The sequence below is a fragment of the Achromobacter sp. ACRQX genome, from assembly GCF_022346505.1.
GTDB classification, from domain to species: Bacteria; Pseudomonadota; Gammaproteobacteria; order Burkholderiales; family Burkholderiaceae_B; genus Achromobacter; species Achromobacter animicus.
Map to the genome: position 1 here is coordinate 39,423 of NZ_JAKRML010000024.1, position 23,538 is coordinate 62,960.

The 23,538-nt window shown below is 64.4% G+C and carries 25 protein-coding genes and 1 tRNA gene; 15 read left to right on the forward strand and 11 right to left on the reverse strand.

What is annotated here, in order from left to right; all coding sequences use genetic code 11:
• The first annotated feature begins 7 nt into the window (after positions 1 to 7).
• The 4 genes from pstC to MHZ91_RS19905 all read left to right on the forward strand — a co-directional run bounded on the left by pstC (position 8) and on the right by MHZ91_RS19905 (position 2,955).
• Positions 8 to 1,024 (forward strand): phosphate ABC transporter permease subunit PstC, encoded by a 1,017-nt coding sequence (gene pstC, locus MHZ91_RS19890; protein WP_175126056.1) that lies wholly within the window; start codon positions 8 to 10, stop codon positions 1,022 to 1,024.
• A 24-nt stretch (positions 1,025 to 1,048) separates the two neighbouring features.
• The gene (gene pstA / locus MHZ91_RS19895) at positions 1,049 to 1,903 is read left to right on the forward strand and encodes a phosphate ABC transporter permease PstA (protein ID WP_082579045.1); all 855 of its coding nucleotides are present in this window, start codon (positions 1,049 to 1,051) and stop codon (positions 1,901 to 1,903) included.
• Between the two features lie 49 nt (positions 1,904 to 1,952).
• Positions 1,953 to 2,729, forward strand: coding sequence for a phosphate ABC transporter ATP-binding protein PstB (pstB, locus tag MHZ91_RS19900; RefSeq protein ID WP_175126057.1), 777 nt, complete (start codon positions 1,953 to 1,955; stop codon positions 2,727 to 2,729).
• Between the two features lie 149 nt (positions 2,730 to 2,878).
• Positions 2,879 to 2,955 (forward strand) — tRNA-Pro (locus MHZ91_RS19905).
• Positions 2,956 to 3,144: 189 nt separating this feature from the next.
• Here the strand turns inward: MHZ91_RS19905 and MHZ91_RS19910 are convergent.
• Together MHZ91_RS19910 and MHZ91_RS19915 are read right to left on the reverse strand one after the other, a co-directional pair.
• Entirely contained in the window at positions 3,145 to 4,125 is a 981-nt protein-coding gene (locus tag MHZ91_RS19910) for a tripartite tricarboxylate transporter substrate binding protein (RefSeq protein WP_239215344.1), read from the reverse strand.
• Positions 4,126 to 4,157: 32 nt separating this feature from the next.
• Positions 4,158 to 5,108 (reverse strand): esterase, encoded by a 951-nt coding sequence (locus MHZ91_RS19915; protein WP_239215345.1) that lies wholly within the window; start codon positions 5,106 to 5,108, stop codon positions 4,158 to 4,160.
• A gap of 83 nt (positions 5,109 to 5,191) precedes the next feature.
• Between MHZ91_RS19915 and MHZ91_RS19920 the strand changes: the two genes are divergently transcribed.
• Both MHZ91_RS19920 and MHZ91_RS19925 read left to right on the forward strand, forming a co-directional pair.
• On the forward strand, positions 5,192 to 6,085 hold the full coding sequence (locus tag MHZ91_RS19920; protein WP_175186577.1) for a LysR family transcriptional regulator: 894 nt from the start codon (positions 5,192 to 5,194) through the stop codon (positions 6,083 to 6,085).
• Positions 6,086 to 6,226: 141 nt separating this feature from the next.
• Complete coding sequence (locus MHZ91_RS19925; protein WP_175186578.1) at positions 6,227 to 6,691, forward strand: hypothetical protein; 465 nt, start codon at positions 6,227 to 6,229, stop codon at positions 6,689 to 6,691.
• A 90-nt stretch (positions 6,692 to 6,781) separates the two neighbouring features.
• On the opposite strand, the gene MHZ91_RS19930 is transcribed toward MHZ91_RS19925, so the two are convergent.
• On the reverse strand, positions 6,782 to 7,048 hold the full coding sequence (locus MHZ91_RS19930; protein ID WP_175186599.1) for a hypothetical protein: 267 nt from the start codon (positions 7,046 to 7,048) through the stop codon (positions 6,782 to 6,784).
• A gap of 158 nt (positions 7,049 to 7,206) precedes the next feature.
• On the opposite strand from MHZ91_RS19930, the gene MHZ91_RS19935 reads away from it, so the two are divergent.
• Positions 7,207 to 8,289, forward strand: coding sequence for a flavodoxin family protein (locus MHZ91_RS19935; RefSeq protein WP_175186579.1), 1,083 nt, complete (start codon positions 7,207 to 7,209; stop codon positions 8,287 to 8,289).
• Positions 8,290 to 8,353: 64 nt separating this feature from the next.
• Here the strand turns inward: MHZ91_RS19935 and MHZ91_RS19940 are convergent, their stop codons facing one another.
• A complete protein-coding gene (locus MHZ91_RS19940; RefSeq protein WP_239215346.1) occupies positions 8,354 to 9,262 on the reverse strand; it encodes a DNA/RNA non-specific endonuclease in 909 nt (302 codons plus the stop codon).
• Between the two features lie 204 nt (positions 9,263 to 9,466).
• On the opposite strand from MHZ91_RS19940, the gene MHZ91_RS19945 reads away from it, so the two are divergent.
• On the forward strand, positions 9,467 to 9,796 hold the full coding sequence (locus tag MHZ91_RS19945) for a hypothetical protein (protein WP_239215347.1): 330 nt from the start codon (positions 9,467 to 9,469) through the stop codon (positions 9,794 to 9,796).
• A gap of 87 nt (positions 9,797 to 9,883) precedes the next feature.
• Here MHZ91_RS19945 and MHZ91_RS19950 read toward each other — a convergent pair whose 3' ends face one another.
• The 3 genes from MHZ91_RS19950 to MHZ91_RS19960 form a co-directional block, all read right to left on the reverse strand.
• Positions 9,884 to 10,225 carry a hypothetical protein gene (locus MHZ91_RS19950; protein WP_175125980.1) on the reverse strand — a complete coding sequence of 114 codons (342 nt, stop codon included), beginning with the start codon at positions 10,223 to 10,225 and terminating at the stop codon, positions 9,884 to 9,886.
• An 81-nt stretch (positions 10,226 to 10,306) separates the two neighbouring features.
• On the reverse strand, positions 10,307 to 10,909 hold the full coding sequence (locus tag MHZ91_RS19955; RefSeq protein ID WP_239215348.1) for a LysE/ArgO family amino acid transporter: 603 nt from the start codon (positions 10,907 to 10,909) through the stop codon (positions 10,307 to 10,309).
• Positions 10,910 to 11,071: 162 nt separating this feature from the next.
• On the reverse strand, positions 11,072 to 11,983 hold the full coding sequence (locus MHZ91_RS19960; RefSeq protein ID WP_175125982.1) for a LysR family transcriptional regulator: 912 nt from the start codon (positions 11,981 to 11,983) through the stop codon (positions 11,072 to 11,074).
• Positions 11,984 to 12,097: 114 nt separating this feature from the next.
• Between MHZ91_RS19960 and MHZ91_RS19965 the strand changes: the two genes are divergently transcribed.
• The 3 genes from MHZ91_RS19965 to MHZ91_RS19975 all read left to right on the forward strand — a co-directional run bounded on the left by MHZ91_RS19965 (position 12,098) and on the right by MHZ91_RS19975 (position 15,406).
• Positions 12,098 to 13,054 (forward strand): hydroxymethylglutaryl-CoA lyase, encoded by a 957-nt coding sequence (locus MHZ91_RS19965; RefSeq protein ID WP_175125983.1) that lies wholly within the window; start codon positions 12,098 to 12,100, stop codon positions 13,052 to 13,054.
• A gap of 34 nt (positions 13,055 to 13,088) precedes the next feature.
• Complete coding sequence (locus tag MHZ91_RS19970) at positions 13,089 to 14,303, forward strand: CaiB/BaiF CoA-transferase family protein (protein WP_239215349.1); 1,215 nt, start codon at positions 13,089 to 13,091, stop codon at positions 14,301 to 14,303.
• A gap of 110 nt (positions 14,304 to 14,413) precedes the next feature.
• Complete coding sequence (locus tag MHZ91_RS19975; RefSeq protein ID WP_218343202.1) at positions 14,414 to 15,406, forward strand: tripartite tricarboxylate transporter substrate binding protein; 993 nt, start codon at positions 14,414 to 14,416, stop codon at positions 15,404 to 15,406.
• Between the two features lie 18 nt (positions 15,407 to 15,424).
• Here the strand turns inward: MHZ91_RS19975 and MHZ91_RS19980 are convergent, their stop codons facing one another.
• Complete coding sequence (locus MHZ91_RS19980) at positions 15,425 to 15,667, reverse strand: YdcH family protein (RefSeq protein ID WP_175125986.1); 243 nt, start codon at positions 15,665 to 15,667, stop codon at positions 15,425 to 15,427.
• Between the two features lie 253 nt (positions 15,668 to 15,920).
• Between MHZ91_RS19980 and MHZ91_RS19985 the strand changes: the two genes are divergently transcribed.
• Positions 15,921 to 17,072 carry a sterol desaturase family protein gene (locus MHZ91_RS19985; protein ID WP_175125987.1) on the forward strand — a complete coding sequence of 384 codons (1,152 nt, stop codon included), beginning with the start codon at positions 15,921 to 15,923 and terminating at the stop codon, positions 17,070 to 17,072.
• An 83-nt stretch (positions 17,073 to 17,155) separates the two neighbouring features.
• On the opposite strand, the gene ycaC is transcribed toward MHZ91_RS19985, so the two are convergent.
• The 3 genes from ycaC to MHZ91_RS20000 all read right to left on the reverse strand — a co-directional run bounded on the left by ycaC (position 17,156) and on the right by MHZ91_RS20000 (position 20,004).
• Positions 17,156 to 17,782 carry an isochorismate family cysteine hydrolase YcaC gene (gene ycaC, locus MHZ91_RS19990; protein WP_056570984.1) on the reverse strand — a complete coding sequence of 209 codons (627 nt, stop codon included), beginning with the start codon at positions 17,780 to 17,782 and terminating at the stop codon, positions 17,156 to 17,158.
• 129 nt (positions 17,783 to 17,911) lie between these two features.
• Positions 17,912 to 18,883 carry a LysR substrate-binding domain-containing protein gene (locus MHZ91_RS19995; protein WP_191578503.1) on the reverse strand — a complete coding sequence of 324 codons (972 nt, stop codon included), beginning with the start codon at positions 18,881 to 18,883 and terminating at the stop codon, positions 17,912 to 17,914.
• Between the two features lie 161 nt (positions 18,884 to 19,044).
• On the reverse strand, positions 19,045 to 20,004 hold the full coding sequence (locus MHZ91_RS20000; protein WP_175125989.1) for an AraC family transcriptional regulator: 960 nt from the start codon (positions 20,002 to 20,004) through the stop codon (positions 19,045 to 19,047).
• A 318-nt stretch (positions 20,005 to 20,322) separates the two neighbouring features.
• On the opposite strand from MHZ91_RS20000, the gene MHZ91_RS20005 reads away from it, so the two are divergent.
• The 3 genes from MHZ91_RS20005 to MHZ91_RS20015 all read left to right on the forward strand — a co-directional run bounded on the left by MHZ91_RS20005 (position 20,323) and on the right by MHZ91_RS20015 (position 23,467).
• The gene (locus MHZ91_RS20005; RefSeq protein ID WP_175125990.1) at positions 20,323 to 21,369 is read left to right on the forward strand and encodes an aldo/keto reductase; all 1,047 of its coding nucleotides are present in this window, start codon (positions 20,323 to 20,325) and stop codon (positions 21,367 to 21,369) included.
• Between the two features lie 185 nt (positions 21,370 to 21,554).
• Positions 21,555 to 22,784 (forward strand): SMI1/KNR4 family protein, encoded by a 1,230-nt coding sequence (locus MHZ91_RS20010; protein WP_239215351.1) that lies wholly within the window; start codon positions 21,555 to 21,557, stop codon positions 22,782 to 22,784.
• Positions 22,781 to 23,467 carry a lysozyme inhibitor LprI family protein gene (locus MHZ91_RS20015; protein WP_239215353.1) on the forward strand — a complete coding sequence of 229 codons (687 nt, stop codon included), beginning with the start codon at positions 22,781 to 22,783 and terminating at the stop codon, positions 23,465 to 23,467. Before MHZ91_RS20010 ends, MHZ91_RS20015 begins: the two co-directional genes overlap by 4 nt.
• Positions 23,468 to 23,538 lie beyond the last annotated feature (71 nt).

Below are 23,538 nucleotides of genomic sequence, written 5' to 3' on the forward strand. Positions count from 1 at the left end.
TCCATCCATGAGCGCGGTAATGGATAATAGTGTGCCGCTTCCGCCCAGCGTGGCGGATTCCGTGACTACCGGCACGCCTTCGCCTATGAAGCAAACAAAAAACGCGCTGATGGATGCGCTGTTCAAGAATCTGACCCGCCTGTTCGCCTTCCTGGTGTTCATTCTTCTGGCGGCGATTCTCATCTCCCTCATCTACGGCAGCCGCGAATCGCTGGCCAAATATGGCCTGTCGTTCCTGTGGCTCAATGACTGGGACCCGGTCAACTCCAATTACGGCGCCGTCGTGCCGATCATCGGCACGTTGCTGACGTCCGCGATCGCACTGATCATCGCCGTGCCGGTGTCCTTCGGCATCGCCATCTTCCTGACCGAACTCTCCCCGACCTGGCTGCGCCGCCCGCTGGGCACCGCCATCGAAATGCTGGCGGCCATTCCGTCCATCATTTACGGCATGTGGGGCCTGTTCGTCTTCGTGCCGGTGTTCCAGCAGTACGTGCAGCCGTTCCTGATCGCGACGTTGGGCAATCTTCCCATCATCGGCGGGCTGTTTGCGGGCCCACCGTTCGGTATCGGCATTTTCACCGCCGGCCTGATCCTCTCGATCATGATCATCCCGTTCATCGCCGCGGTGATGCGCGACGTGTTCGAACTGGTCCCCGCGATGCTCAAGGAATCGGCCTACGGCCTGGGCAGCACGACCTGGGAAGTGATGTGGCGCGTAGTGCTGCCCTTCACCAAGTCGGGCGTCATCGGCGGCATCATGCTCGGCCTGGGCCGTGCCCTGGGCGAGACCATGGCCGTGACCTTCGTCATCGGCAACGCCTTCAAGTGGTCCGGTTCCCTGTTCTCGCCCGGCAACTCCATCGCCTCGGCGCTCGCCAACGAATTCAACGAGGCGGGCGGCATCCAGAAGGCGGCATTGCTGGAACTGGGCCTGATCCTGTTCCTGATCACGACCATCGTGCTGGCCCTGGCCAAGACGCTGCTGGTCCGCCTGTCCGCCGGCGAAGGCAAGAAGACCTGACGCCCGGAGCACAAGGAAAAAATCATGGCTGAATCCGTACTCAACATGCAGAACGGCATCTACCGCCGGCGCCGCGTGGTCAATCGCATCATGCTCGCCGTGTCGATGACGACGCTGGTCTTCGGCCTGTTCTGGCTGTTCTGGATCATTCTCACGTTGCTGATGAAGGGTGCGCCCGCGCTGTCGTACACGCTCTTCACCGAAATCACGCCGCCGCCGGGCCAGGCGGGGGGCTTGCTCAACGCCATTCTCGGCAGTGTGATGATGGCGGGCGTCGGCACGCTGATCGGCACGCCGGTCGGCATCCTGGCCGGCACCTATCTGGCTGAATACGGCCAGCGCGGCTGGCTGGCGCCGGCCACGCGCTTCCTGAACGACGTGCTGCTGTCGGCGCCGTCCATCATCATCGGCCTGTTCATCTATGCCGTGTATGTGGCGCAGGTCGGGCATTACTCGGGTTGGGCCGGCGCCATTGCGCTGTCCATCCTGGTGATCCCGGTCGTGGTCCGCACCACCGACAACATGCTGCTGCTGGTGCCCAACAGCCTGCGCGAGGCGACCGCCGCGCTGGGCTGCCCGAAGTGGCGCATGATCACGCTGGTCTGCTATCGCGCCGCCAAGTCCGGCATCATCACCGGCGTGCTGCTCGCGATCGCCCGCATCTCCGGCGAAACCGCGCCGCTGCTGTTCACCGCGCTGTCGAATCAGTTCATGTCGCTGAACATGAACGGCCCGATGGCCAACCTGCCGGTCGTCATCTACCAATACGCCGCCAGCCCCTTCAAGGACTGGAACAACCTGGCCTGGGCCGGCGCCACGCTGATCACGCTGCTGGTGTTGGGCATCAACATCATCGCCCGCAACCTGTTCCGCAAATAAAGATCGCTTTGCCGGCGCGCTGGACGCGCCGACATCCAAGGGAAACCCAATGGAAAACACCGCTACCGCAGTCAAGAACAAGCTCGAGGTCAAGAACCTGAACTTCTACTACGGCAAGTTCCACGCGATTCGCAACGTGAACATGTCGATCCAGGAGAAGAAGGTCACCGCCTTCATCGGCCCGTCGGGCTGCGGCAAATCGACGCTGCTGCGCACGTTCAACCGCATGTTCGAGCTGTACCCCGGCCAGCGCGCCGAGGGCGAAATTCTGCTGGACGGCGACAATCTGCTCACGGCCAAGACCGACATCTCGCTGATCCGCGCCAAGATCGGCATGGTCTTCCAGAAGCCCACGCCGTTCCCCATGAGCATCTACGACAACATCGCCTTCGGCGTGCGTCTGTTCGAACGCCTGTCCAAGGGCGAAATGGACGAGCGCGTGGAATGGGCGCTGAGCAAGGCCGCGCTGTGGAACGAAGTGAAGGACAAGCTGCACCAGAGCGGCAACAGCCTGTCCGGCGGCCAGCAACAGCGTCTGTGCATCGCGCGCGGCGTGGCGATCAAGCCCGAAGTGCTCCTGCTTGACGAGCCGTGCTCGGCCCTGGATCCCATCTCCACCGCCAAGATCGAAGAGTTGATCGCCGAACTGAAGAACGACTACACCGTCGTGATCGTGACGCACAACATGCAGCAGGCTGCGCGTTGCTCGGATTACACGGCGTATATGTACTTGGGCGAGCTGATGGAGTTTGGGCAGACTGACCAGATCTTCGTGAAGCCTTCGCGCAAGGAAACTGAGGACTACATCACGGGCCGTTTTGGCTGATCGCGATTTGTCCTGCAGTGCTGGAAGCGGCGCGCCTGGGTGGCGCGCCGTTTTTCATTTGATGGGATGCAGGGCGGTTATTTTGTTACGTCGCCGATTGGTTGAACCTCGGCCGCGAGTGATCGCTTTCTGGTATAGTTGCCACCCTTCGGGGCGTAGCGCAGCCTGGTAGCGCATCTGCTTTGGGAGCAGAGGGTCGTGAGTTCGAATCCCACCGCCCCGACCAATATCCATGCGGGTCTCCGGATTTCCGCAGTGCAAGCAAAGACGACAGGTGGTCCAAGAAAATTGGGACCACCATAAAGATGGCCCCAAACTCACCGAGGTTGGGGCCATTTTGTTGGTCTGCCCGACTCGCGATCGGGCTTCGAGCGTGTGAGCTCAGGCGTGTAAGCGCATGCTCCGTCCCTTCCTCCTACTGACGCGGGATCTTCGCTTCTTCGATCAGCTTTTGCCATTGCGCATCGCTGCTTGCCACAAACTGGCCGAACGCAGACGGCGAGGTGGCCGGGCTGACCTTGACACCCAATTCCTTGAACCGTGCCTGGATCTCCGGCTTGGCCATGACACGGCTGAACGCGGCGTTCAACGTCTGGACGATGGGCTCCGGCGTATTCGACGGTGCGAAAATTCCGGTCCAGAAGTAATAGTCCATCCCTTTGAGTTCCGGTGTTTCACCCGCCGACGCCAAGTCCGGGTTGCCGATGTCGCGGTCGCGGCTCATGACGCCCACGCCCGTCACACGGCCGCTTTTAATTAGTTCGAGCAGGGCTGGCAGCCCGGACACCGCGATATCAACATTGCCGCCGATGACATCGGTCGCGATTTTCGAGGCGCTGGCGTAGGGAATGAACGTGATGTCCGTACCCGTGGTGAGCTTGAAGCTCTCCATGGCGATGGCGGGCAGCGAGCCGACGCCCGTGGCGCCGTACGTCAGCTTGCCCGGGTTTGCCTTGGCCCGTGCAATCAGGTCGCCGAACGATTTCACGCCCAGGTTCGGATTCGCCACGACGCCAACGCCGCTTGTGCCCAGCGGCGCGACGGCGGCCAGGTCGCGGTAGGTGTATTTCGCCGACGATTGCAGAATGGGCGCGATCACGACATCGGACACGATGCCCATCAGCACCGTGTACCCGTCGGGCTTGGCGTTGACGGCGCGCGTGACGCCGATGATGCCGCCGGCTCCCGCGACGTTCTCGATGACGATGGTCTGCCCCAGCTCGCGGCCCAGTTCGGGGGCGATGATGCGAGCGAACGTGTCCACCGATCCTGCCGGTGCGTAGCCCACGATGAGCTTGATGGGATGGGCGGGGTAGGCCTGCGCATGCGCCGCGCTGGTTCCTCCCAACACAAGGGCTCCCAGCAGCGCTGCGCAGGAAAGGGGTCGAATGGTCATGGTTGTCTCCTGTTGTTTTCGTTCGTGTTGCTTCAGCTTTGCAGCCACTTCAAGACGCGTTGGAACACCTCGTCGCTATTGCGGTCCATCATCGGCAGGTGGGAATTGCCCGCGACGCCGTTGGCGGGCAGGTCCAGCACCGACACGTCGGCGCACCCCCGGATGGAATCCAGATAACGCTCGGCTTGTTGGCGGTAGCCGACCCAGTGCGAGCCCGACGCTTCGATGAAGTCGCCCCACACAACAAGATGCGGCGGCAGCGCTTCAATCGGGGCCGCTTGCGGCATACCGCCAGGCTCCACGCCCACCACCCGGCGCACTGCTTGAGGACGGCGGCGCGCAATTTCGGCGGCAAAGCCCGCGCCCTGGCTGTGGGCGACGATATGGCAATGCCCCACCCGGTCGATCAACGCTTCGTACGCCGCCAGAATCATGGATTCATGGCCCGGCCAGCGCGGCACCCATTGATTGGCGAACGCGTCAAACGCCTCGGTGGGAAACTGTTGCCCTGGATAGGCCTTTCGCTGCGGCGGATCCGGGTCGTAGACGGGTCCGATTCGAAACGTCGTCCAGGCCTCGCGCTTGGTGCGAAAGACGGGCGACTCGCGATACACCTGCGGAAAGCGTGCCCAGGACGAACGGCCGCGTTCCACTGCGTCGCTGACCAGGACGTCGTAACCGGCATCCAGGAATTTCCACAGCCAGCCGTTGCGGCCATCTGGGGTCGTTTCCCATGTGCAGCCGGTCATGCCCCCGCCATGCCAAAGCAGCACCGGATCCGGATGCCGGGGCTGTGCCAGGCGGTATTCCTGGACATACATCTGCCCATAGACCTGCTCTCCGTTCGGGTTGACCTCGCGCGGGGAACCGTTCAGGACCATGCTGCGATATTCGACGGGCAGGCCTTCAAGCACGGCGGTCGCGCCGCCCACGAAGAAGCTGTTCATCGATTTCAGGAAAATGCCCTTGCCTTGTGGATTCATGATGGCTCGTTGAAGTGATGCCTGCATGTTCAGGCCGCGCGTATAGTTACGTCTATCGAAAAAATTTCAACGATTCTTGATCCATGCGAATCAATTACGATCTGGAAGATATCCGCGCGTTCTGCTGCGTGGCGCGCATGGGCCAGTACACGTCCGCCGCTGCGCTGCTGTGCGTCACGACGTCGGCTTTGAGCCGGCGTATCGCAAAGCTGGAATCGGAAATCGGCGGACGCTTGTTTGAACGTACGACGCGCAGCGTGGTGCTGACGTCGATAGGCCGCGCGCTGTATGAGCGCGTGCTGCCCATCGTTACCCAGATGGATGCCAGCCTGACCGAGGCCGCCCGCCGGGCGCGGGGGCACGAAGGCACGCTGATGGTGAGCACGGTGGCTTCGGTAGGCTATTCGGTGCTGCCGAATGTGCTGCCCGAATTCTATGCACGGCATCCGCAGGTGTATCTGTCCATCCGCGACGGCAACGCGACCGTCACGACGGGACTGGTCGAAGAGCGCGAGGTGGAATTCGGCATCACCACGCCGGTGTCATTCGGTCCCACCCTGGAGGCCGAGCGCGTCGCCACCTATGGCTACAACCTGGTGTTTGCCGAGGGTTCTGCCCTGGCGCCACGCAGCCGCAAGCTGTCTTGGAAAAAGCTGCCGGGCCTGCCGGTAGTGGGGCTGAATCCGGTCAGTTCCACCCGTTTGCAGATCGACAGCGTCCTGAACGCTCGCGGGCTGGAGTTGCCCTGGACCATCGAAGTCGATCAGCTGGCTACCATGATCGGGCTGGTGCAATCGGGCAATTTCGTGACCATCATGCCGGCGTTGTTCGAAGCGCATGGGTATGGCCTGAAGTCGATTCCTGTGCTGGATCCCGACATCGCGCGGGATGTGTATATCGTGCGCCGCCGTGACACCACGCCGACGCCGCAAGGTCAGTATCTGATGGAACTCGTACGCGCCTACCTTGCGCGTTGAAACACGCCTATCGAACGCGGCGGTTGACACATCGCGTTACTTCGTTCGCTGCTGCTTCTGAACCCCGCGTGGTAGATATATCGCCGGGAGATTCCGTTCGGCGTGTCGCCGGGCGCATGTCCCTTTTTTGAGGAGCTGACCATGAATACTGTTCACAAGATGAATGCTGTTCAAGTGCCCCTGAAAAGAGTTTCCGCGATTCTTTGCATGGCGGGTATGACGTGGGCCACGGGCGCGGCTTACGCCGCTGACACCAGCGCTACCTCGCAAGCGCAGCATCAGCAGGATGTCGCCACCTGCAAGAGCGGCGCCTCCGGCCAACCGCTGGAAACTTGCCTGCGCGAAGCGGCGGCGGCACGGCAAGAGCGTGATCGTCAGAATCTGAGTGCGGAGAGCCCCGAGCAACTTCGGCAGAATGAGCTGGCTCGTTGCAACCGTCTGCCCGAATCGCAGCGTGCAACCTGCGTGGCCAAGATGACCTCGCCCACGAATGTGCAGGGTAGCGTGCAGGGCGGTGGCGTATTGCGCAAGAAAGAGATTCAGGTGCCCGCCACCCCGGCGAATCCGGCTACACCAGCCAGCACGGCACCGGCGCCGGCCCGCTGAACGGCCTGTCGTAGAACGCACAAACGTAGCGATTTGCAGCCACGCGAGAAACGTTCGCGTGGCTGCGTTTGTCTGTTTGCGAGCGACTGCCTAAAACCGCTGGTCCTTGTCGAACGGCACCTCGGCATCGCTCGGACGTTCGAACGCCGGCGCTTCACCGTTCAGGTCGGCAACATGAATCTGCGCGAGGCGGGTCGCCTCGGCAATTGCGCCATGCGCGGAATGAAACCGCTCGTCGATGGCAATGCGTTCGGACGGCACGCCGGCGATCGGTGAGATCAGCGTGTAGCCGATGCGCCATTCATCGCCTTCCTGCTCTGGCTGCGCGATCTGAAAGTCCCATTTGGCTGTTTGCATAATTCCTCCAGTCGGTCGGTTCATCCTACTGCACTCGATGCGCGCTTGAAAGGTGTGACGCGCCCGCGCAGTCATCAGCCGAATGCACAAGCCATGCGGCAAGCAGGCGGGCATGAGAGTTGCTGCCTGGCAGGGTTCATCTTCGCGGAACCACTGCAATGGCCAATCCGAAGCTCGACGTCCGAACAGGACAATATTCCGGCAAGCTGCCCCGCGACACATTCCGCCTGCGTTTCATGCGCCGCTTCTATGACCCGGCGTTCAAGTCTGAAACCGAAGCCTTGGAAAGGCTTGAGGCCATCGCCTGGGATGCCTACGAGAATGGACGCAAGGCGCCCGATACCGTCAAGGCGGGATCAGGTTACGCAGATCCCGATTACGACTTATCTGTGGAATGGAAAGATGCCCGTGACCGCCTCGCGCGCGCGGCGTTGGTGCAGCGCGATCCGGAAACGCGCTCCCGCGTCCTGGTGGTCAACGGCGCGGCGCGCAATGACGGGACCTGTCCTGGCGAGGTCTCAAAGACCTGGCGGCTGTCGGAAATCGTGCGCGACGAACTGGAGTCGGCCAGTGTGCAGGCGGACATGCTGGATCTGAGCCGCCTCACGTCGGAATACCAGTACCTCATCCACCCCTGCAAAGGCTGCGTGTCCACCGCGATGCCGCTCTGCCATTGGCCCTGTAGCTGTTATCCCAACCATTCGCTCGCGCAGGACAACGATGCGATGAACGACATCTACGAGCAGTGGATGGCGGCGCATGGTGTGATCCTGCTCGCGCCGACCTATTGGTATCAGTCGCCCAGCGTCCTGAAGCTGATGATCGACCGGCTGGTCTGTGCGGATGGCGGCAACCCCGATCCGACGACGACGTCAGGCAAAGACGCGAGGAAGGCCAAGCAGATCGAAATGGACGGATGGCCGTTTCCGAAGCATTTGGCTGGCCGCGCCTACGGCGTGGTGGTGCACGGCGACGTGGCGGGCATTGAGGGGCAGCGGCGCGCGCTCTGCGACTGGCTCGAATGGATGGGGTTGGTGGATGCCGGGGCGTCGTCGAAGCTGGATCGCTACATTGGCTACTACAAGCCGTATGCCACGAGTCATGCCGAGCTGGACGAGGACTCGGCGTTGCAGGAAGAGGTGCGCAATGTGGCGAAGGCGATGGTGCTGTGCCTGCCGCGCCTGCGGGCCGGAGAGTGGCCCGCCGTGGATCAGGGGTTGCCATCGCCGCGGCCGAAGTAGGCGCCGCGGGCGATATGCGGTCGACACCTAAACCAAAACCGGGCAGTCAACGCCGACGAGACGTTCAATTCCCCGTCGGCAGCAACTGCATCCCCGTGCGGCGCGCGAACTCTTCATAACTGATCGGCGCCCCCGCCTTTGTGCTCGCGCTGTTCGCCTGCCAATGCACCCACGAGCGCCCCGTGGACGCATCAAACACCACCTTGAACAGATGGCTCGGAACCGCCACGCCGGACCCAATCTCCTTGGGCTTGTCGCCGTAATACGGCCCGGTGAACACATACACGTCGCCCGATGCCCGCATTACGTATTTGCGCGTGTCCTGTTCGATCTGGCTCCACGGCCCACCGTTGTGGCGCTGGTCCTGCGGCACCATGTTCGCCAGTGAAAAGCTTTGCGCCATGGACTCATGGGTGGACATGTCGCCCGCCGGCGCCATGTGACCGCGCGAGTAACCCGACCCCTTGTAGTCCGTCAGTTCAGCGCGTTCGGCGCGCGGCACGCGTGCCTCGGCATAGAACTTGTCGGACCGCTCCATGCCCTGCGCCTGCGTCAGGATCTTGCGGTTCAGGCGCTCGGCCACGAACACCGGCGTCTTGGTCTGGCCGTTGTGCAGGATGGCGAAGTTTGAAAAGCACAGCTCGCGCAGCGCCTGGCTGGCGGGCACGACGGGCGGGCGCTGCTGCGGGAAGAATTGCGGACAGTCGGCAAAGCGCGTGTGCGCCATGCCGCCGGCGGGCACCGCGGCCGGCGCGAACTTTTCCTGGGTCGGCCAACCGACGCGCGCAAGGATGTCGTCGATGGAGAAGTGGGCGCGCCATTGCGGGTTCAGCGCGTACGTGGCCGCGCCGAAAGCGGCCAGCGACGTGAGCGTGAACGTTCGCAGGAATCGGTAGATGCGGCCGGGGCTGGCGGCCCGGCTTTTGCTGGCCGGTGCTCTCTTTCTGGGTGCTGATTTCTTCGCGCGGGTCATGCTGCCTGTTTGTTGCGGGCCGGCGCCACTTCGCGCTCGGCAACTGGCGGCATTGTAGATGACCGCAACGTGACAGACGTTAACCGGCCATTGCGGCGCACGCCCACGCTGCGCGCGGCAGCGGGCAGAGTATTCTTATGCTCGTTCGGAATTCACAAACACAACGGCCGCGTTTGCCGGCTGACACAGGACTGGGGAAGTTCAATGAGATCGTCCGTGCTTTTCGTGGCCGCCATCGTGGCGGGCTGCGCTGCTCCCGCGCCGGGAGACATGATCACGCAAGATAAGGTGCAAGCCATCCAGATCAACGTCACGACGTTCGATGAGATGGTCCGCGACTTTGGTCCCCCTCGCACGCAGCAGGTCAATTCGCAAGGCCTGCGCACCGCGTCATGGTTCTACTTCAACAACAGCGAGTACGGCGCCATGCAGGATCAGCGCACGCTGACGGTGACCTACAACAAGGACGGCACGGTCAAGGACTACATGAACGCGTCCGCGGGCGAAAGGGACGGCGCGCAAAAGAAGCGATAGGGCGCTCGTCGCAAAGACGCGTGGCTTACGCCGCCGAACCCTGGCGGCGCGCCATCACGGACGGCGCCACGTTTCAAGAACGAGGGGTCACTGCGTCGGCGCCGCCTTCAACGCATTGGCCCGAATCTGCTCCGATCGCTGGCGCTGCTCGTTGCGGATCGGAATGCAGTCCACCACCAGCACCTCTTCGCCGGTCCGCAGGTCGATGACCTTGGCGGCGCGGTACAGGTTGCTGGGCGGGCCGCGATCCAGGCAGGCACGTTTGGCGCCCGAGCTTGCCCGGAACAGCTCGGGCACGCCTTCGTACTGCGGGTTGGGCACGCTCCATTTGCCGCTCATGTCCTGGGTCCGCACCACATACTGGCCAAAGGCCGGGCCGCTGCACAGCAGGATGGCCAATGCGCCGGCGGCGCCAGCTGCGATTCTCATGGCGGACGATCCTTCAAGGACGACGGGTAGGGCAGCGTAGCAGCGCGCCGCCGCCTTCGCCGTCCGTCAGAAGGATGAGGATTACCTCACCAGCTGTATGCCGATCACGATCATCAGGATGCCGACGCAGGCATCCAGCACACGCCACGCGGTGGCATTGGCGAAGACGGGTCGCAGGAGCCGCGCGCCATATCCCAACGCAAAGAAAAAGCAGAACGACGCGCAGATCGCGCCGGCAGCAAAGGCCAGCTTGCGCCCTTCGTACTGGCTGGAGATGGAGCCCAGCAGGACGACGGTGTCCAGGTAGACATGCGGGTTTAGCCAGGTGAGCGCCAGACACGTGGCCAGCGCCGCTAACGGGCTATTTGCCTGACGGGACGAGGGTGATAGATGGTCGTGCTGCTTGCGAAACGCCGAGTGCAGGCTGCGCGCCGCGTAGACAAAGAGAAACAAGGCGCCGCCGTAGCGCATGGCGGGCTCCAGCCACGGCAGCAGGCCGACCGCCATGCCAAAGCCCGCCACGCCCGCCGCGATCAGGATGGCGTCGGACAGCGCGCAAGTCAGGCAGATCAGGAAGACATGCTCCTTGCGCAAGCCTTGCCGCAGCACAAAGGCGTTTCGTGCGCCGATGGCGACGATGAGGCTGAGGCCGAGGAGAAATCCAGGGATGAAGGCGGTGGACATACTGCAAGGTCTGGCAGGTCATTAGGGGGCGCTCAGACTAGCGCTGGCTGGGAAATTAGAAAAACTAAATATCCTAATCTTTGATTAGCATGGCTAATCATCCCTGACTTGCCTGCTCCCGGTCGATGCGCACGCCGAAGCCCCGTCCAAGCCCACGCCAGTTCACGACTCGCTGCTCGCGCCCGCCGCCACCAGATGATCCAGCAACAATGCCGCCGCCGCAGGCAGCGCCGCTTCGCTACGCATGCAGATCGCAAAGCGCCGCCGGCTCCAGGCGTCCTTCAGCGGCAGCACCCGCAGCCCGTGCGCCATCGCATAGGGCGTGGCGACTTCGATGGGCGCCACGCTGATGGCCAGTCCCGCCAGCACGACGCGAAAGGCCGAGTCGAAGTTGCTGACCGTGACGCGGTGCCGCAGCGCCTTGCCGCTGTCGTTGGCTGCCGTCTGCAACATGCGCAGGACGGCGCCGGCGGCCGGCATGCTGACATGCTCATACTCCAGCGCGTCTTCAAAGAAAACGGCTTCGCGGTCAGCGAGCGGATGGCCCGGCGCGGTGACGATGGCCAGGCGGTCGCCCCGGTAGGGACGCCGTTCCAGCCCATGAAAATCGGCCGCATCCCAGCAGATGCCCAGGCTGGCGATGCCCTCGCGGACGCCGCGCACGACCTCCTGGCTGACGCGTTCTTCCATGTCGACCCGGATGTTGCGGTGGGGGGCGGCTTGAAGAAAGGCCGCGATGTCCTCTGCCAGGGATTCGGCCAGGACCGACGCGGTGGCCAGGATGCGCACTTGCCCCTTCACGCCGCTGGCGTAGGCGGACATGTCGCGTTCGATGCGTTCGGAACTGGCGAGGATGGCGCGCGCGTGCTCCAGCAGCGTTTCGCCGGCTTCGGTGGGCTCGACGCCCCGGCGCTTGCGCGTCAGCAGTTTGGCGCCCACGGTGTCCTCAAGCTGCGCGAGCCGCTTGCTGATGGCCGACCCCACGATGTTGGCGCGCTGGCCGGCGCGGGCAATGTTGCCGGTCTCGCAGACGGAGACGAAGAGCCGCAGGGTGGTGATGTCGAGGTCGCGCATGGCGGTCATCCTGTTTGATGTTCCGAAACGGAATTTTAAGCGTTCCAAAATACCGCTTGTGGCTGGTTTGAGAATATCTACACTGGGCTTTGTCTTTTTAGAGGCCTTGTCGCCATGCCCATCCAAGAACCCGCCTGTCGCCCATCGGCCGTCACGGTCCGTGAAGTGGGCCTGCGCGATGGCCTGCAGAGCCTTTCTGTCGTGATGCCCACGCAGATCAAACTCGACTGGATCGACGCGGCCTACGCGGCGGGCCAGCGCGAGATCGAAGTGGGCTCGTTCGTGCCCGCCCGCCTGCTGCCGCAGTTGGCGGATACGGCGGAACTGATCGCGCATGCCACGCAGCTTGCCGGCCTGATGGTGTCCGTGCTGGTTCCCAATCTGAAGGGCGCGGAATTGGCGCTGGCCAGCGGCGCCCACCTGATGCTGGTGCCGCTGTCGGCCAGCCACGCGCACAGCCTGGCGAACCTGCGCAAGACGCCGGACGAGGTGGTGGCGATGGTCGGCCAGATGCGCGCGGCGCGCGACGCGGCGGGTTCGTCCATGCTGATCGAGGGTGGCGTCGGAACGGCCTTTGGCTGCACGTTGCAGGGCGAAGTGCAGCAGGAGGAAGTGCTGCGGCTCATGCAGGCGCTGCTGGATGCCGGCGCCGACCGCGTCAGTCTGGCCGATACCGTGGGATATGCCGATCCGGCCTCGGTGGGACGCCTGTTTGAGGCGGCAAGGCGCATCGCGGGCGATCGCCTGTGCTGCGCGCACTTTCACGACACACGGGGGCTGGGGCTGGCGAACGTGCTGGCCGCGCTGGACACCGGGGTGGCCCGCTTTGACGCCTGCCTGGCCGGCATCGGCGGCTGCCCGCACGCGCCAGGCGCCAGCGGCAACGTCAGCACCGAGGACCTCGTGTTCATGCTGCAGAGCATGGGCATCGAGACCGGCGTCGATCTGCCCCGTCTGCTCGCCTTGCGCGAAGCCGCCGCCGGGTGGCTGCCCGATCAGCCCCTGCACGGCGCGCTGTGGCGCGCCGGCCTGCCCAAGACCTATCCTGCACGCATCGGCCAGCCGGCCTGAGCGCGCGCATCACGCATCGACATCGAGCCTTACCATGCAAAACGCCGCCGTTCCCCCATCCTCCCGTCCGTTGCCGCTGGCCGGCCTGCGCGTCGTGGAGTTCACCCACATGGTCATGGGCCCCACCTGCGGAATGGTCCTGGCCGATCTGGGCGCCGAAGTCATCAAGGTCGAACCTGTGCGCGGTGACCGCACGCGTCATCTGCTGGGCGTCGGCGCGGGCTTTTTTCCGATGTTCAACCGCAACAAGAAGAGCATCGCGCTGGACATACAAAGCCCGGCGGGCGCGGAAGTGGCGCGCAAGCTGGCCGCCAGCGCCGACGTGGTGGCGGAAAACTTCCGGCCCGGCACGATGGCGAAATTCGGCCTGGACTACGCCTCGCTGTCCAAAGCGAATCCGCGCCTCATCTACGTCAGCCACAAAGGCTTTTTGCCGGGCCCTTACGCCATGCGCACGGCCCTGGACGAGGTCGTGCAGATGATGGGCGGGCTGGCCTACATGACCGGGCGGCCGGGCGATCCGGTGCGCGCCGGCACCAGCGTGAACGACATCATGGGCGGCATGTTCGGCGCCATCGGAGCGATGGCGGCGCTGATCCAGCGCGGCATCACCGGGCGGGGGCAGGAAGTGCAGTCGGCGCTGTTCGAGAACAATGTGTTCCTCGTGGGCCAACACATGCTGCAGTACGCGATCACGGGCCAGCCGTCCGCGCCGATGCCGCAGCGCGTGTCCGCCTGGGCGCTCTACGACGTCTTCACGGTCAAAGATGGCGAGCAGATATTCCTGGCGGCAGTGAGCGACGCGCAGTGGGTGACGTTCTGCGATGCCTTCGGATTCGACGACCTGAAGAACGATCCCGCAATGGCCACGAACAATGACCGGGTCCTGTTGCGGCCCACGCTGCTGGCGGATCTGCGCAAGCGGCTGGCACATTACCGCGCCGCCGAACTGGCGGCCGTATTCGAACGCATCGGTCTGCCGTTCGCCCCCATCGTCAAGCCCGAGGAGCTGTACGACGATCCGCACCTGCGCGCCACCGGCGGGCTGGCCGAGATCCGTCTGCCCGACGGCGAGCGTGCCGGGCAGACCGCCGGCGCCGCGCTGTTTCCGCTGATGATGGACGGGCAGCGGCTTGGAGTGAGGCGCGATCCGCCTGTGCTGGGGGCGGACACCAAAGACCTTCTGCAAGCGCTGGGCTACGACGCCGGACAGATCGAAGCGTTGCGCGAGCAGGGCGCCGCGGCATGAGGTAACGGCGCGCACAAAGCGGGCAGCATGCCGCGCCAGCGCAATGATTGAAGCCCTTGCAGTAAACGGCCGCGCAAGTCGGCCGATACAAAAACCATCAGGAGACAGACATGAGCAATCAACGTGCGGGCGGGCGCTGGAGCCGCCGCCAGGTTCTGGGTGCGCTGGGCGCCGCCATGCTGGGCGTGCCCGGCGTGACGTGGGCGCAGTCGGACCGGCCGGTGAAATTCATTTTGCCGGTGGGCGTGGGGTCCGGCGTGGACACGATCACGCGGGCGGCGGGGCCAGCGCTGTCCACCGCGCTGGGCCATACCGTCGTGGTGGAAAACCAGCCGGGCGCGGGCGGCATCGTGGGCACGTCGGCGCTGGTGCGATCGGCGCCCGATGGGTACACGCTCAGCATGGTGTCGAACAACCATGTCATCTTCCCGAGCGTCTACAAGAGCCTGCCGTTCGATCCGCTGGCCGACATCACGCCGATCAGCATGGTGGGCATGACGCCGTTCCTGCTGGTCGCCAATCCGCAAAAGATTGCCGCCAACGACATCAAGGCGCTGACCGCGCTCTTGAAGAGCCAACCCGGCCGCTATAACTACGCGTCCTCGGGTAACGGCACGATCCTGCACCTGGCCGCGGAAATGTACGTGCAGCAAGCGGGCGTGAAGGCGCGGCACATTCCCTACAAGGGCGTGGGTCCGATGATGGCCGATCTGATCGGCGGGCAGGTCGACTTTGGCGTGCTGTCGCTGCCGTCCGTGCTGCCGCAGATCAAGAGCGGTGCGCTCAAGGCGCTGGGCGCCTGTGGCGCGGAGCGCATGGCGGCGCTGCCCGACCTGCCGACGCTGCGCGAACAGGGGATGGCGGACTACGAGATCGGCGGATGGTTTGCGGCGGTCGGGCCGGCAAAGTTGCCGCAAGCGGACGTGCGCCGCATCTACGACGCGCTGGGGCGCGCGTTCAACTCGCCGGAGGTGAAGCAGGCGATGGCGACCCAGAACAACCGTATCGTCCTGATGCCGCCGGAACAGACGGTGGCGTACTTCCGTTCGGAAATGACGAAGTACGCCTCCGTCGTCAAGGGCGCGGGCCTGGAACTGATGTAGCCCGCGCCGAGCGGCAGGTCAGCTGCCGTTGCTTTTGCCGTGGCCGTTCTGGTCGGCCGCGCGGAGCAGGCCGTAGAGCTTGTCTTTCAGGTGCAGTTTTTCTTTTTTAAGCACCTCGATCGCGGCGCCCGAGGACGGCTTGATGCCGTCCTCCATGTTCTGGATTTCCTGGTCCAGATCGTTATGCCGCTGGAACAGCGCCGAAAAGTGAGCGTTTTCGGACTTGAGTTGGGTAATGAGCTCGCGGTATTCAGGGAACATAAAGGCCTCTTGAGGAACCGGTTGACGGGACCGACGATGCGCCTGTCACGACGCGATCATCAGCGTCAAAGGCCATGACACGCCAATGACAACGCCTTGTCAACCTTACGGGTCGAACCACGGCTGTGCGCCGTTGACCCCGCGCAAGGGTGTCAATAAATGAGCCATTCTGTCGTGAGCGTTCACGTTTCTTTACAGAAGGGTCCGTCCCCGGCGATACACTCGCTTCCCCTTGGACTGTCCCAGATCCCCAATGAAACAGCACGCCCCCGTCTATCGCAGAGTGATGGATCTTTTCAAGCAGGACGGCCGGATTCATCCCGGCACCGGAATGATGAGCGGCGTGATCGCGCTGTTTTTGGCGATTCTTTCTGTGCTGGGCGTGCTGGCGTTTCACTTTCCCGCCTACCTGACCACGCCCGAGCTGCGCAGCTTCTATTCGGTGGAAGCCATGCGCACGCTGCTGTTCGGCGCGCTGCTGGTGTCCGGTTCGATCGCGCTGGCCAACACGGTGCTGGGGCGGCAGCGCTGGCTTAATATTTCCGCGTTCGTGCTGGTGTGCTGCGCGGTGGCTGCTGGCGGCAGCCAGGTAGCGGTCAATGCCACCAACACCGGCGGCCATCCGTACCTGGGTCTTGATTGGTTCATCCTGGATCTGCTGGCGTCCAGCACCGTCTTTATCATCTTTGAAAAGCTGACGCCGCTGTACCCCGGCCAGCCCGTGTTCCGCGGCGAGTGGCAGGTGGACATGAAGCACTTTCTGTTCAATCACCTGTCGGTGGGCGCGGTGCTGCTGTGCATCAACTTCTTCATCCACCGTCTGTTTTCCTGGGCGGCGTACGAACCGCTGCAACAGGCGATCCAGTCGATGCCATATCTGCTGGAGCTGTTCGTGGCCGTGCTGGTGGCGGACCTGGCGCAATACGCCGCGCATCGCATCTATCACGAGGTGCCTTTCATGTGGCGCTTCCATGCCGTGCATCACAGCACGCGCACGCTGGATTGGCTGGCCGGCTCGCGCCTGCACATCGTTGAACTGCTGATCACGCGCGTGGCCGTGTTGGGCGTGCTGTTCGTGCTGGGGTTTTCGAAGGCGGTGCTCGATGCCTACATCATCATCGTGGGATTCCAGGCCGTGCTGATCCATTCCAACGTGAAGCTGCCGTGGGGCTGGCTGCGCTACATCATCGTGACGCCGGACTTCCATCACTGGCATCACTCGTCCGACACCGAAGCGATCGACAAGAACTACGCGGCGCACTTTTCCTTCATCGACTATCTGTTCGGCACCGCGGTGCGCGGGGCGGGCAACCGGCTGCCGCAGAACTACGGGATCCTGGACAACGATATGCCCGGGACATTCCTGGCGCAGCAGGCGTATCCCTTCGCCCGCAAGCGGAAATGACAAAGGCCCAGGCGATTTGCCTGGGCCTTTTTTTCACCGCTGTCTCAGCGTGGTCTGGCCGGCAAGCCGGCCGCGCGGCAACCTTACTTGGCCGCCTTGAAGGCCGAGTACGAGGCCATCAGGTTGCGGTAGTCGGGGATGTGGTTGGCGAACAGGGTGCCCAGGCCTTCGACGTCGTTGCGCCAGTCGCGGTGCAGTTCGCATGCCACGCCGAACCACGACATCAGTTGCGCGCCAGCCTGCTCCATGCGGCGCCAAGCGGCGTCACGCGTCACTTCGTTGAAGGTGCCCGAAGCATCGGTCACCACGAACACGTCAAAACCTTCTTCGATGGCCGACAGCACGGGGAAGGCGACGCAGACTTCGGTGACGACGCCGGCGATGATCAGTTGCTTCTTGCCGGTGGCCTTGACGGCCTTGACGAAGTCTTCGTTGTCCCAGGCGTTGATGTTGCCGGGGCGGGCGATGTAGGGAGCGTCGGGGAACTTGTCCTTCAGTTCCTGGACCAGCGGGCCGTTGGGGCCGTCTTCGAAACTGGTGGTCAGGATGGTGGGGAGCTTGAAGTATTCGGCCAGGTCAGCCAGGGCCAGCACGTTGTTCTTGAACTGATCGGGTTGGAAGTCGCGCACCAGGGACAGGAGGCCGGCTTGGTGATCCACCAGCAGAACGGCGGCTTGGGACTTGTCGAGCTTAACGTAGGGGCGGGTCATGGCTGATTCCTTGGTCTATTCAGGTTGTGCGCGGTGTTGCGCGGTGTTTTGTGCAACGCTGAGTGCGTAGGAAGGATATTAATTTCAGGACAACCGCGCCGGTAGACGGGAATTTCGACTCTCAGAGTTCTATTTATCGGACAACGAGTGGACCGGTTGCAGTGTCGGGATGCCGTGGCGCGTCTGGGTCGCGGCTTCGCAGCGCGCGTTTTCACGATACGCGTCTCCCATGAAATCCAACAGCTCCCGCACGGCGGGCAGCAGGCCCCGGCGCGACGGGAACACGGCATGCACGCTGCCGGGCTCGGGTTGCCAGGGGGCGCCCACGGGCACCAGCGTACCCGCATCCAGTTCCTCGCGGATCATCAGGAGCGGCAGGGCGACGACCCCCACGCCCCGCAGCGCGGCTTGCTTGAGCGCCAGCATGTCGTCCGTGACGAGCCGGGGCATGAACGGCACCGCGAGGCGCGCGTTGTCGGGACCCAGTAGGCGCCATTGGCATTCGCGCTGCTCGGTGCCGAGCGCCATGGTCGGCTGCCGGCTGATGTGCTGCAGATCGGCGGAATCCGGAAGTGTGCGAGCCAGCGCGGGGCTCGCGACCAGGCTCTGGCAGCTCAGGCCCAGGTTCTTCATGACAAGGTCGCTGCTTTCGATGGCGCCAAAGCGCACCCGCACCGCCAGGTCGAAGCCTTCGCGCAGCACGTCCACCGGCCGGCTGAAGCTCTTCAGGTAGACGTTCACCTTGGGGCACTTTTCCATGAAGCGCGCCACCACGTCCCCGAGGAAGTAATAGATGAGCGCGGGCGGTGCGGCGATGCGGATGGTGCCTTGCGGTTCGGCGTGCGTGCGGTCGATGACATCCTGCGCCGCTTCGGCGCCCGCCAGCATCGCCAGGCATTGGTCGTAGTACTCCTGGCCCAGTTCGGTCACCGCGAACGTTCGGGTGGAGCGCTGGATCAGGCGCACGCCAAGGCGTTCTTCCAGCAGGGCGATGCGGCGGCTCAGCCGCGACTTCGGGATGTCCAGCGCCCGGCCGGCCGGCGCGAATCCGCCGTGTTTGACGACCTCGACGAAGTAATAAAGGTCATTCAGGTCGTGCATGCAAATTCCTCGAGAGTCGTCGGTGCCCCGCATGATACGGCGCGCGGCCCTGTTTCCAGCGGGATCAGGCGCACTTGGCTGGATCGGCTGAGCCAGGCGGGACTACGGATCGTATTCGAGGATTTGCGGCAATTGCCCGGAAACCGGCAGATTGCGCGTGGTTAGGCGGCCAGCGCCGTCTCGTCCTTCCAACGCTGTTTGTCGCGCAGCGGCGGCGTGCCGAACAGGCGGCTGTACTCGCGGCTGAACTGCGATGAACTCTCGTATCCCACGGCGTGCGCGGCCAGCGCCACGCCGGCATCGTCCGTCAGCATGAGCCGCCGCGCCTCCTGCAGCCGCAGGTGCTTCTGGTACTGCAGCGGGCTCATGGCCGTGGCCTGCTTGAAATGATGGTGCAGCGACGACACGCTCATGTGGACGTCGCGCGCAATCTCTTCCACGCGCAGGGGTTGCGCGAAATTGTCCCGCAGGATGCGGATCGCCTTGGCCACGCGGTTCAGTTGGCTGTCCTGCAGCACCGTCTGGCGCAGCACGACGCCCTGGCCGTTCATCAGCAGGCGGTACAGCAGTTCACGCTTGATCATCGGCGCCAGGATCGGAATGTCCCGCGGCGTGTCCAGCAACCGCAGCAGGCGCAGCACCACGTCCAGCAGCGTGCTGCCCAGCGGATTGACGCAAAGCGCGCGCGAGGCTTCGGCCGGCACCAGCGGCGGCAGGTTCTCGTCGCTGATCAGCGCGGTGATCTCCTCGGGGTTCAGGTCCAGCCGCAAGCCCAGATAAGGCAGGGTCGGGCTGGCCACCGACACCTTGGCCACGAGGGGCAGATCCACCGAAGAGATCAGGAAATGGAAGGGATCGTATTCATAGGTCTCGTCACCGATGAAAAGCCGTTTCGATCCTTGCGCGATTACAGCCAGTGCCGCTTTCTGCACGACCGGTTTGGCCCCCGACGGCTGCGACAGCCGATGCAGGTACAGGCCTTCGACCGGCGTATCCAGCGCCCCTTCAAGGTTGCCGGTCATGCGCTCGAGCGTGCAGAGCAGCTCGGACCGCGCCAGTTCGCAGGCGGCGTCCTGGGCGGCGATGCCGGGCGCGAGGGATCGGGCAGAATTCAGGGACATCGAGGGGCTCCCGGGGGCGCGCCGCCCGTAAACAAGAGGGGCGACGGCGGCAGAGGATTGGGTGTCCGCCAGTGTATTGCCATCTTGCGCGGTCCGCGCCGGCCGGCATGGGGGAACGGAGGATTAGGCAGGAATTCCGGAGAAAACGACGGGTCGCGTTGAATTGGCTGCCGGGCCGGAGAATCGGGCAAAAAAAGGGCAGGATCAAGCAGCGTGCGCGTGGCTCGCCGGACGCATACTGTCCGCACCCCGGCAGGCTGCCGCAGCGGTGTCCCACTCCGGGGCCCGGCGCGCTCGCCCGCCCCTGAAGGAGCACACATGCGATACAAGAAATTCGGCAGCACGGGCCTGTTCGTCTCGGAGCTTTGCCTGGGCACGATGACCTTCGGCGGCGAAGGCGAGCTCTGGAGCAAGATCGGCAGCCTGCAACAGGAAGACGCCAACCGGCTGGTGGGCCGCGCGCTGGACGCGGGCGTCAATTTCATCGACACGGCGGATGTGTACTCCGAAGGCCGCTCAGAAATCATCACGGGCCAGGCGCTGCGCGATCTGAAGATCCCGCGTGAGGACGTCGTGATCGCCACCAAGGTCTTCGGGCAGACGAGCGCGGGCGTCAATGCCCGCGGCAATTCGCGCGTACACATCCTGGATGGCGTCAAGAAGAGCCTGTCCCGCTTGCAGCTGGACCATATCGACCTGTATCAGATCCACGGCTTTGACCCCGCCACGCCGGTCGAGGAAACCATGCGGGCGCTGGACACGCTGGTGCAACATGGCCACGTGCGCTACATCGGCGTATCGAATTGGGCCGCGTGGCAGATCATGAAAGCGCTCGGCATCGCGCAGCGCCTGGGGTTGGCGCGCTTCGAGTCGCTGCAGGCGTACTACACGATTGCCGGCCGCGATCTGGAGCGGGAACTGGTTCCCATGCTGCAGAGCGAGGGCGTCGGGTTGATGGTGTGGAGTCCGCTGGCCGGCGGCCTGCTCAGCGGCAAGTACAGCCGTGATGGCGAGGCCGAGGCGGGCAGCCGCCGCGTCGCGTTCGATTTCCCGCCCGTGAACCGGGAGCGCGCCTACGACAGCATTGATGCGCTGCGGCAGATCGCAGACGCGCGCGGCGTGTCGGTGGCGCAGGTGGCGCTGGCCTGGCTGCTGCACCAGCAGATCGTCACCAGCGTCATCATCGGCGCCAAGCGCGTGGACCAGCTGGAAGACAATCTGGCCGCCACGGATATCCGGTTGACGCAGGACGAACTGGCCGCGCTGGACAAGGTCAGCGCGCTGCCGCCGGAGTATCCGGGCTGGATGCATGTGCGGCAGGGCGAATATCGGCGACAGCAATTGCGCGAGGCCGGCGCCGCCTGACGCGAACCGCGTTCATGGATGGACCGGCGCGCCAGCGCCGGTCCGCACCAGCCAGGCGTCATGCATTCTCGTGTTGAAGGCCAAGGGCAAACTCCGTACACCAACGGCGGTCGGCCATCTTAGTGCGGGGATTCTTCACCCCCCGCTAGTAAAATCGCACCGGTCTCCAACCTTGAAGTTTCAACATGAGCGAGTTTTTCACGTCTGGCGAACTGCTGGCGTTGCGTGAGCACGGCATCGCGGTGTTTGCCGGCCGCCTGCTGATCGATGTGCAACCCCCGATGTCCGACGCCCGCATCGCCGAGATCGAGGCGCTGTGCGAGGGCCCGCTGCCGCCGGCGTTGCTCGACCTGTGGCGGCTGACCGCCGGCGGCGAGCTGGCCTACGATCTGCGCGCGCAGATGGACGGCAACGAAGAGGCCTTGAGCTGGTCCGAGCTGTTCTACGACGGCAGCGACCAGTACCGCGACCTGCAAGGGTGGATCGAGCACGAGCAGGAGTGCGCCGAGGAAGCCGCCGCCGAGGATGGCGCGACGTGGAATGGGAAGCTGCGCTATCTGCCGATAGGCGGTTTCGAATACTGCGACCGCATCTACGTCGCCGTGGAACCGGGGCCGCGAGCAGGCAGCGTGGTCGCGTGGAAGCAGGGCCTGCCGGGCTGGACGCACGCCTTGCAGCAGGACGGCATCGCGACCATCGCGCCGGACCTGCATGCCGCGTTTGCCGCGCTGTGCCTGGAAACCGACCCCGAGGAAGACGAAGACAGCCCCGGCCTGCGCGTTCTGGAGTATCTGGATGAGCGCGTGTCGGGTCACGGCATGCCGCAGTCGCTGGCCGACCGCGTGGCGGTCTTCTACCGGCAGGCGCTGGTCGACTGGCGCGGCCCGCTCGAGGACGGAACGCTGGCCGCCAAGCCTGGCCTGGCCGCGCTGGCCTTGCAGCACGCGTTGTCGCAGGATGACGCGGCCCTTGTGCGCCGTCTGTCGGCGCAGGGCGTGCGCCTGGATGCGCCGCTGCGCGGTAGCGCCCAGGCGCTGGACGTCGCGCTGATGCAGCATGCGTATGCGGCGGCGCAGGCGCTGCTGGACGCGCGCGCGCCGGTCAGCCCCACGGCCATTCACCGCTTCGATCGTGAGCCGCCTGCCGAGCTGGTCGCCGCACTGCTGGCGCGGGGCGCCGACGCCGACGCGCTGGGTGTCGCGCGCTGCGTCGCGTGCGGATCGCCCGATGCCGCGCGTATCGTTGCCCAGGCCTGCGGCGAGGGCATTGCCGAGGCGTACGCGCAGGTCCGCGATTCGATGGCCACCCGCTATCAGGAAGACCTCAAGCGCGTGCGCGCCGGCAAGCTGGGCCACTATCTGGGCGCGGACGGCCTGGCGGCGCGGGTCGAGAATCTGCGGGAGTTTGTCCTGTGAATCGTCTTGCCGCCGGGTTCGCGCTGTTGATCGTGCTGTGCAGTCCGGCGGCCTGGGCCACCGGCAAGCCATCATTCGATTGCGCAAGGGCCCGGACGGCGGTCGAGAAGGCGATATGCGCCGATAGCGGGTTGGCCGAACAGGACGCCAGCATCGCGAAACACTTCGGCAAGGCCAGAATGACCTTCGATCCGGCGACGGGCAAGGCGCTGACGGAAGACCAGCGGTGGTTCGTCAAGGTGCGGGACGAGGCCTACGCGTCGCCGCCCGGCAACGACCCGCCCCAAAAGGAACTGGCGGACCGGTTGAAGTATCGCGACGCCTTTCTGTCGTCGCTGGTGCTCAAGCGCCGTCAAGGCTTTGAAGGCGATTGGGAAAACCTCGCCGGTGGCATTTCGATCAAACGGCAGCCGGATGGCAGCCTGGCATTCGACGGCTCCGCGGCGCATCCGGAAAATGGCCGCTGGGTGTGCGACGTGCGCGGCGCGGGCGCGGTCAAGAACAATGCGGTGGTCATCGAGACGGTCGACGCCGACGGCTGGACGCTGACGTTGTCGCGCAAGGGATACGGTCTCGTGCTGTCCGAAAACCCGCCGGCCGAGGCCGCCGATGCAGCCAGCCGGCCGTATTGCGGCCTGAACGGCGCGCTCAGCGGCGTTTACTATCCGGTTTCGAGGCCTTGATCGGCGCGCCGCCGCCGCGACTAGAATGTCATTCCGAATCGCAGTGAACACGTTCTTGTTTTGAAAGGACA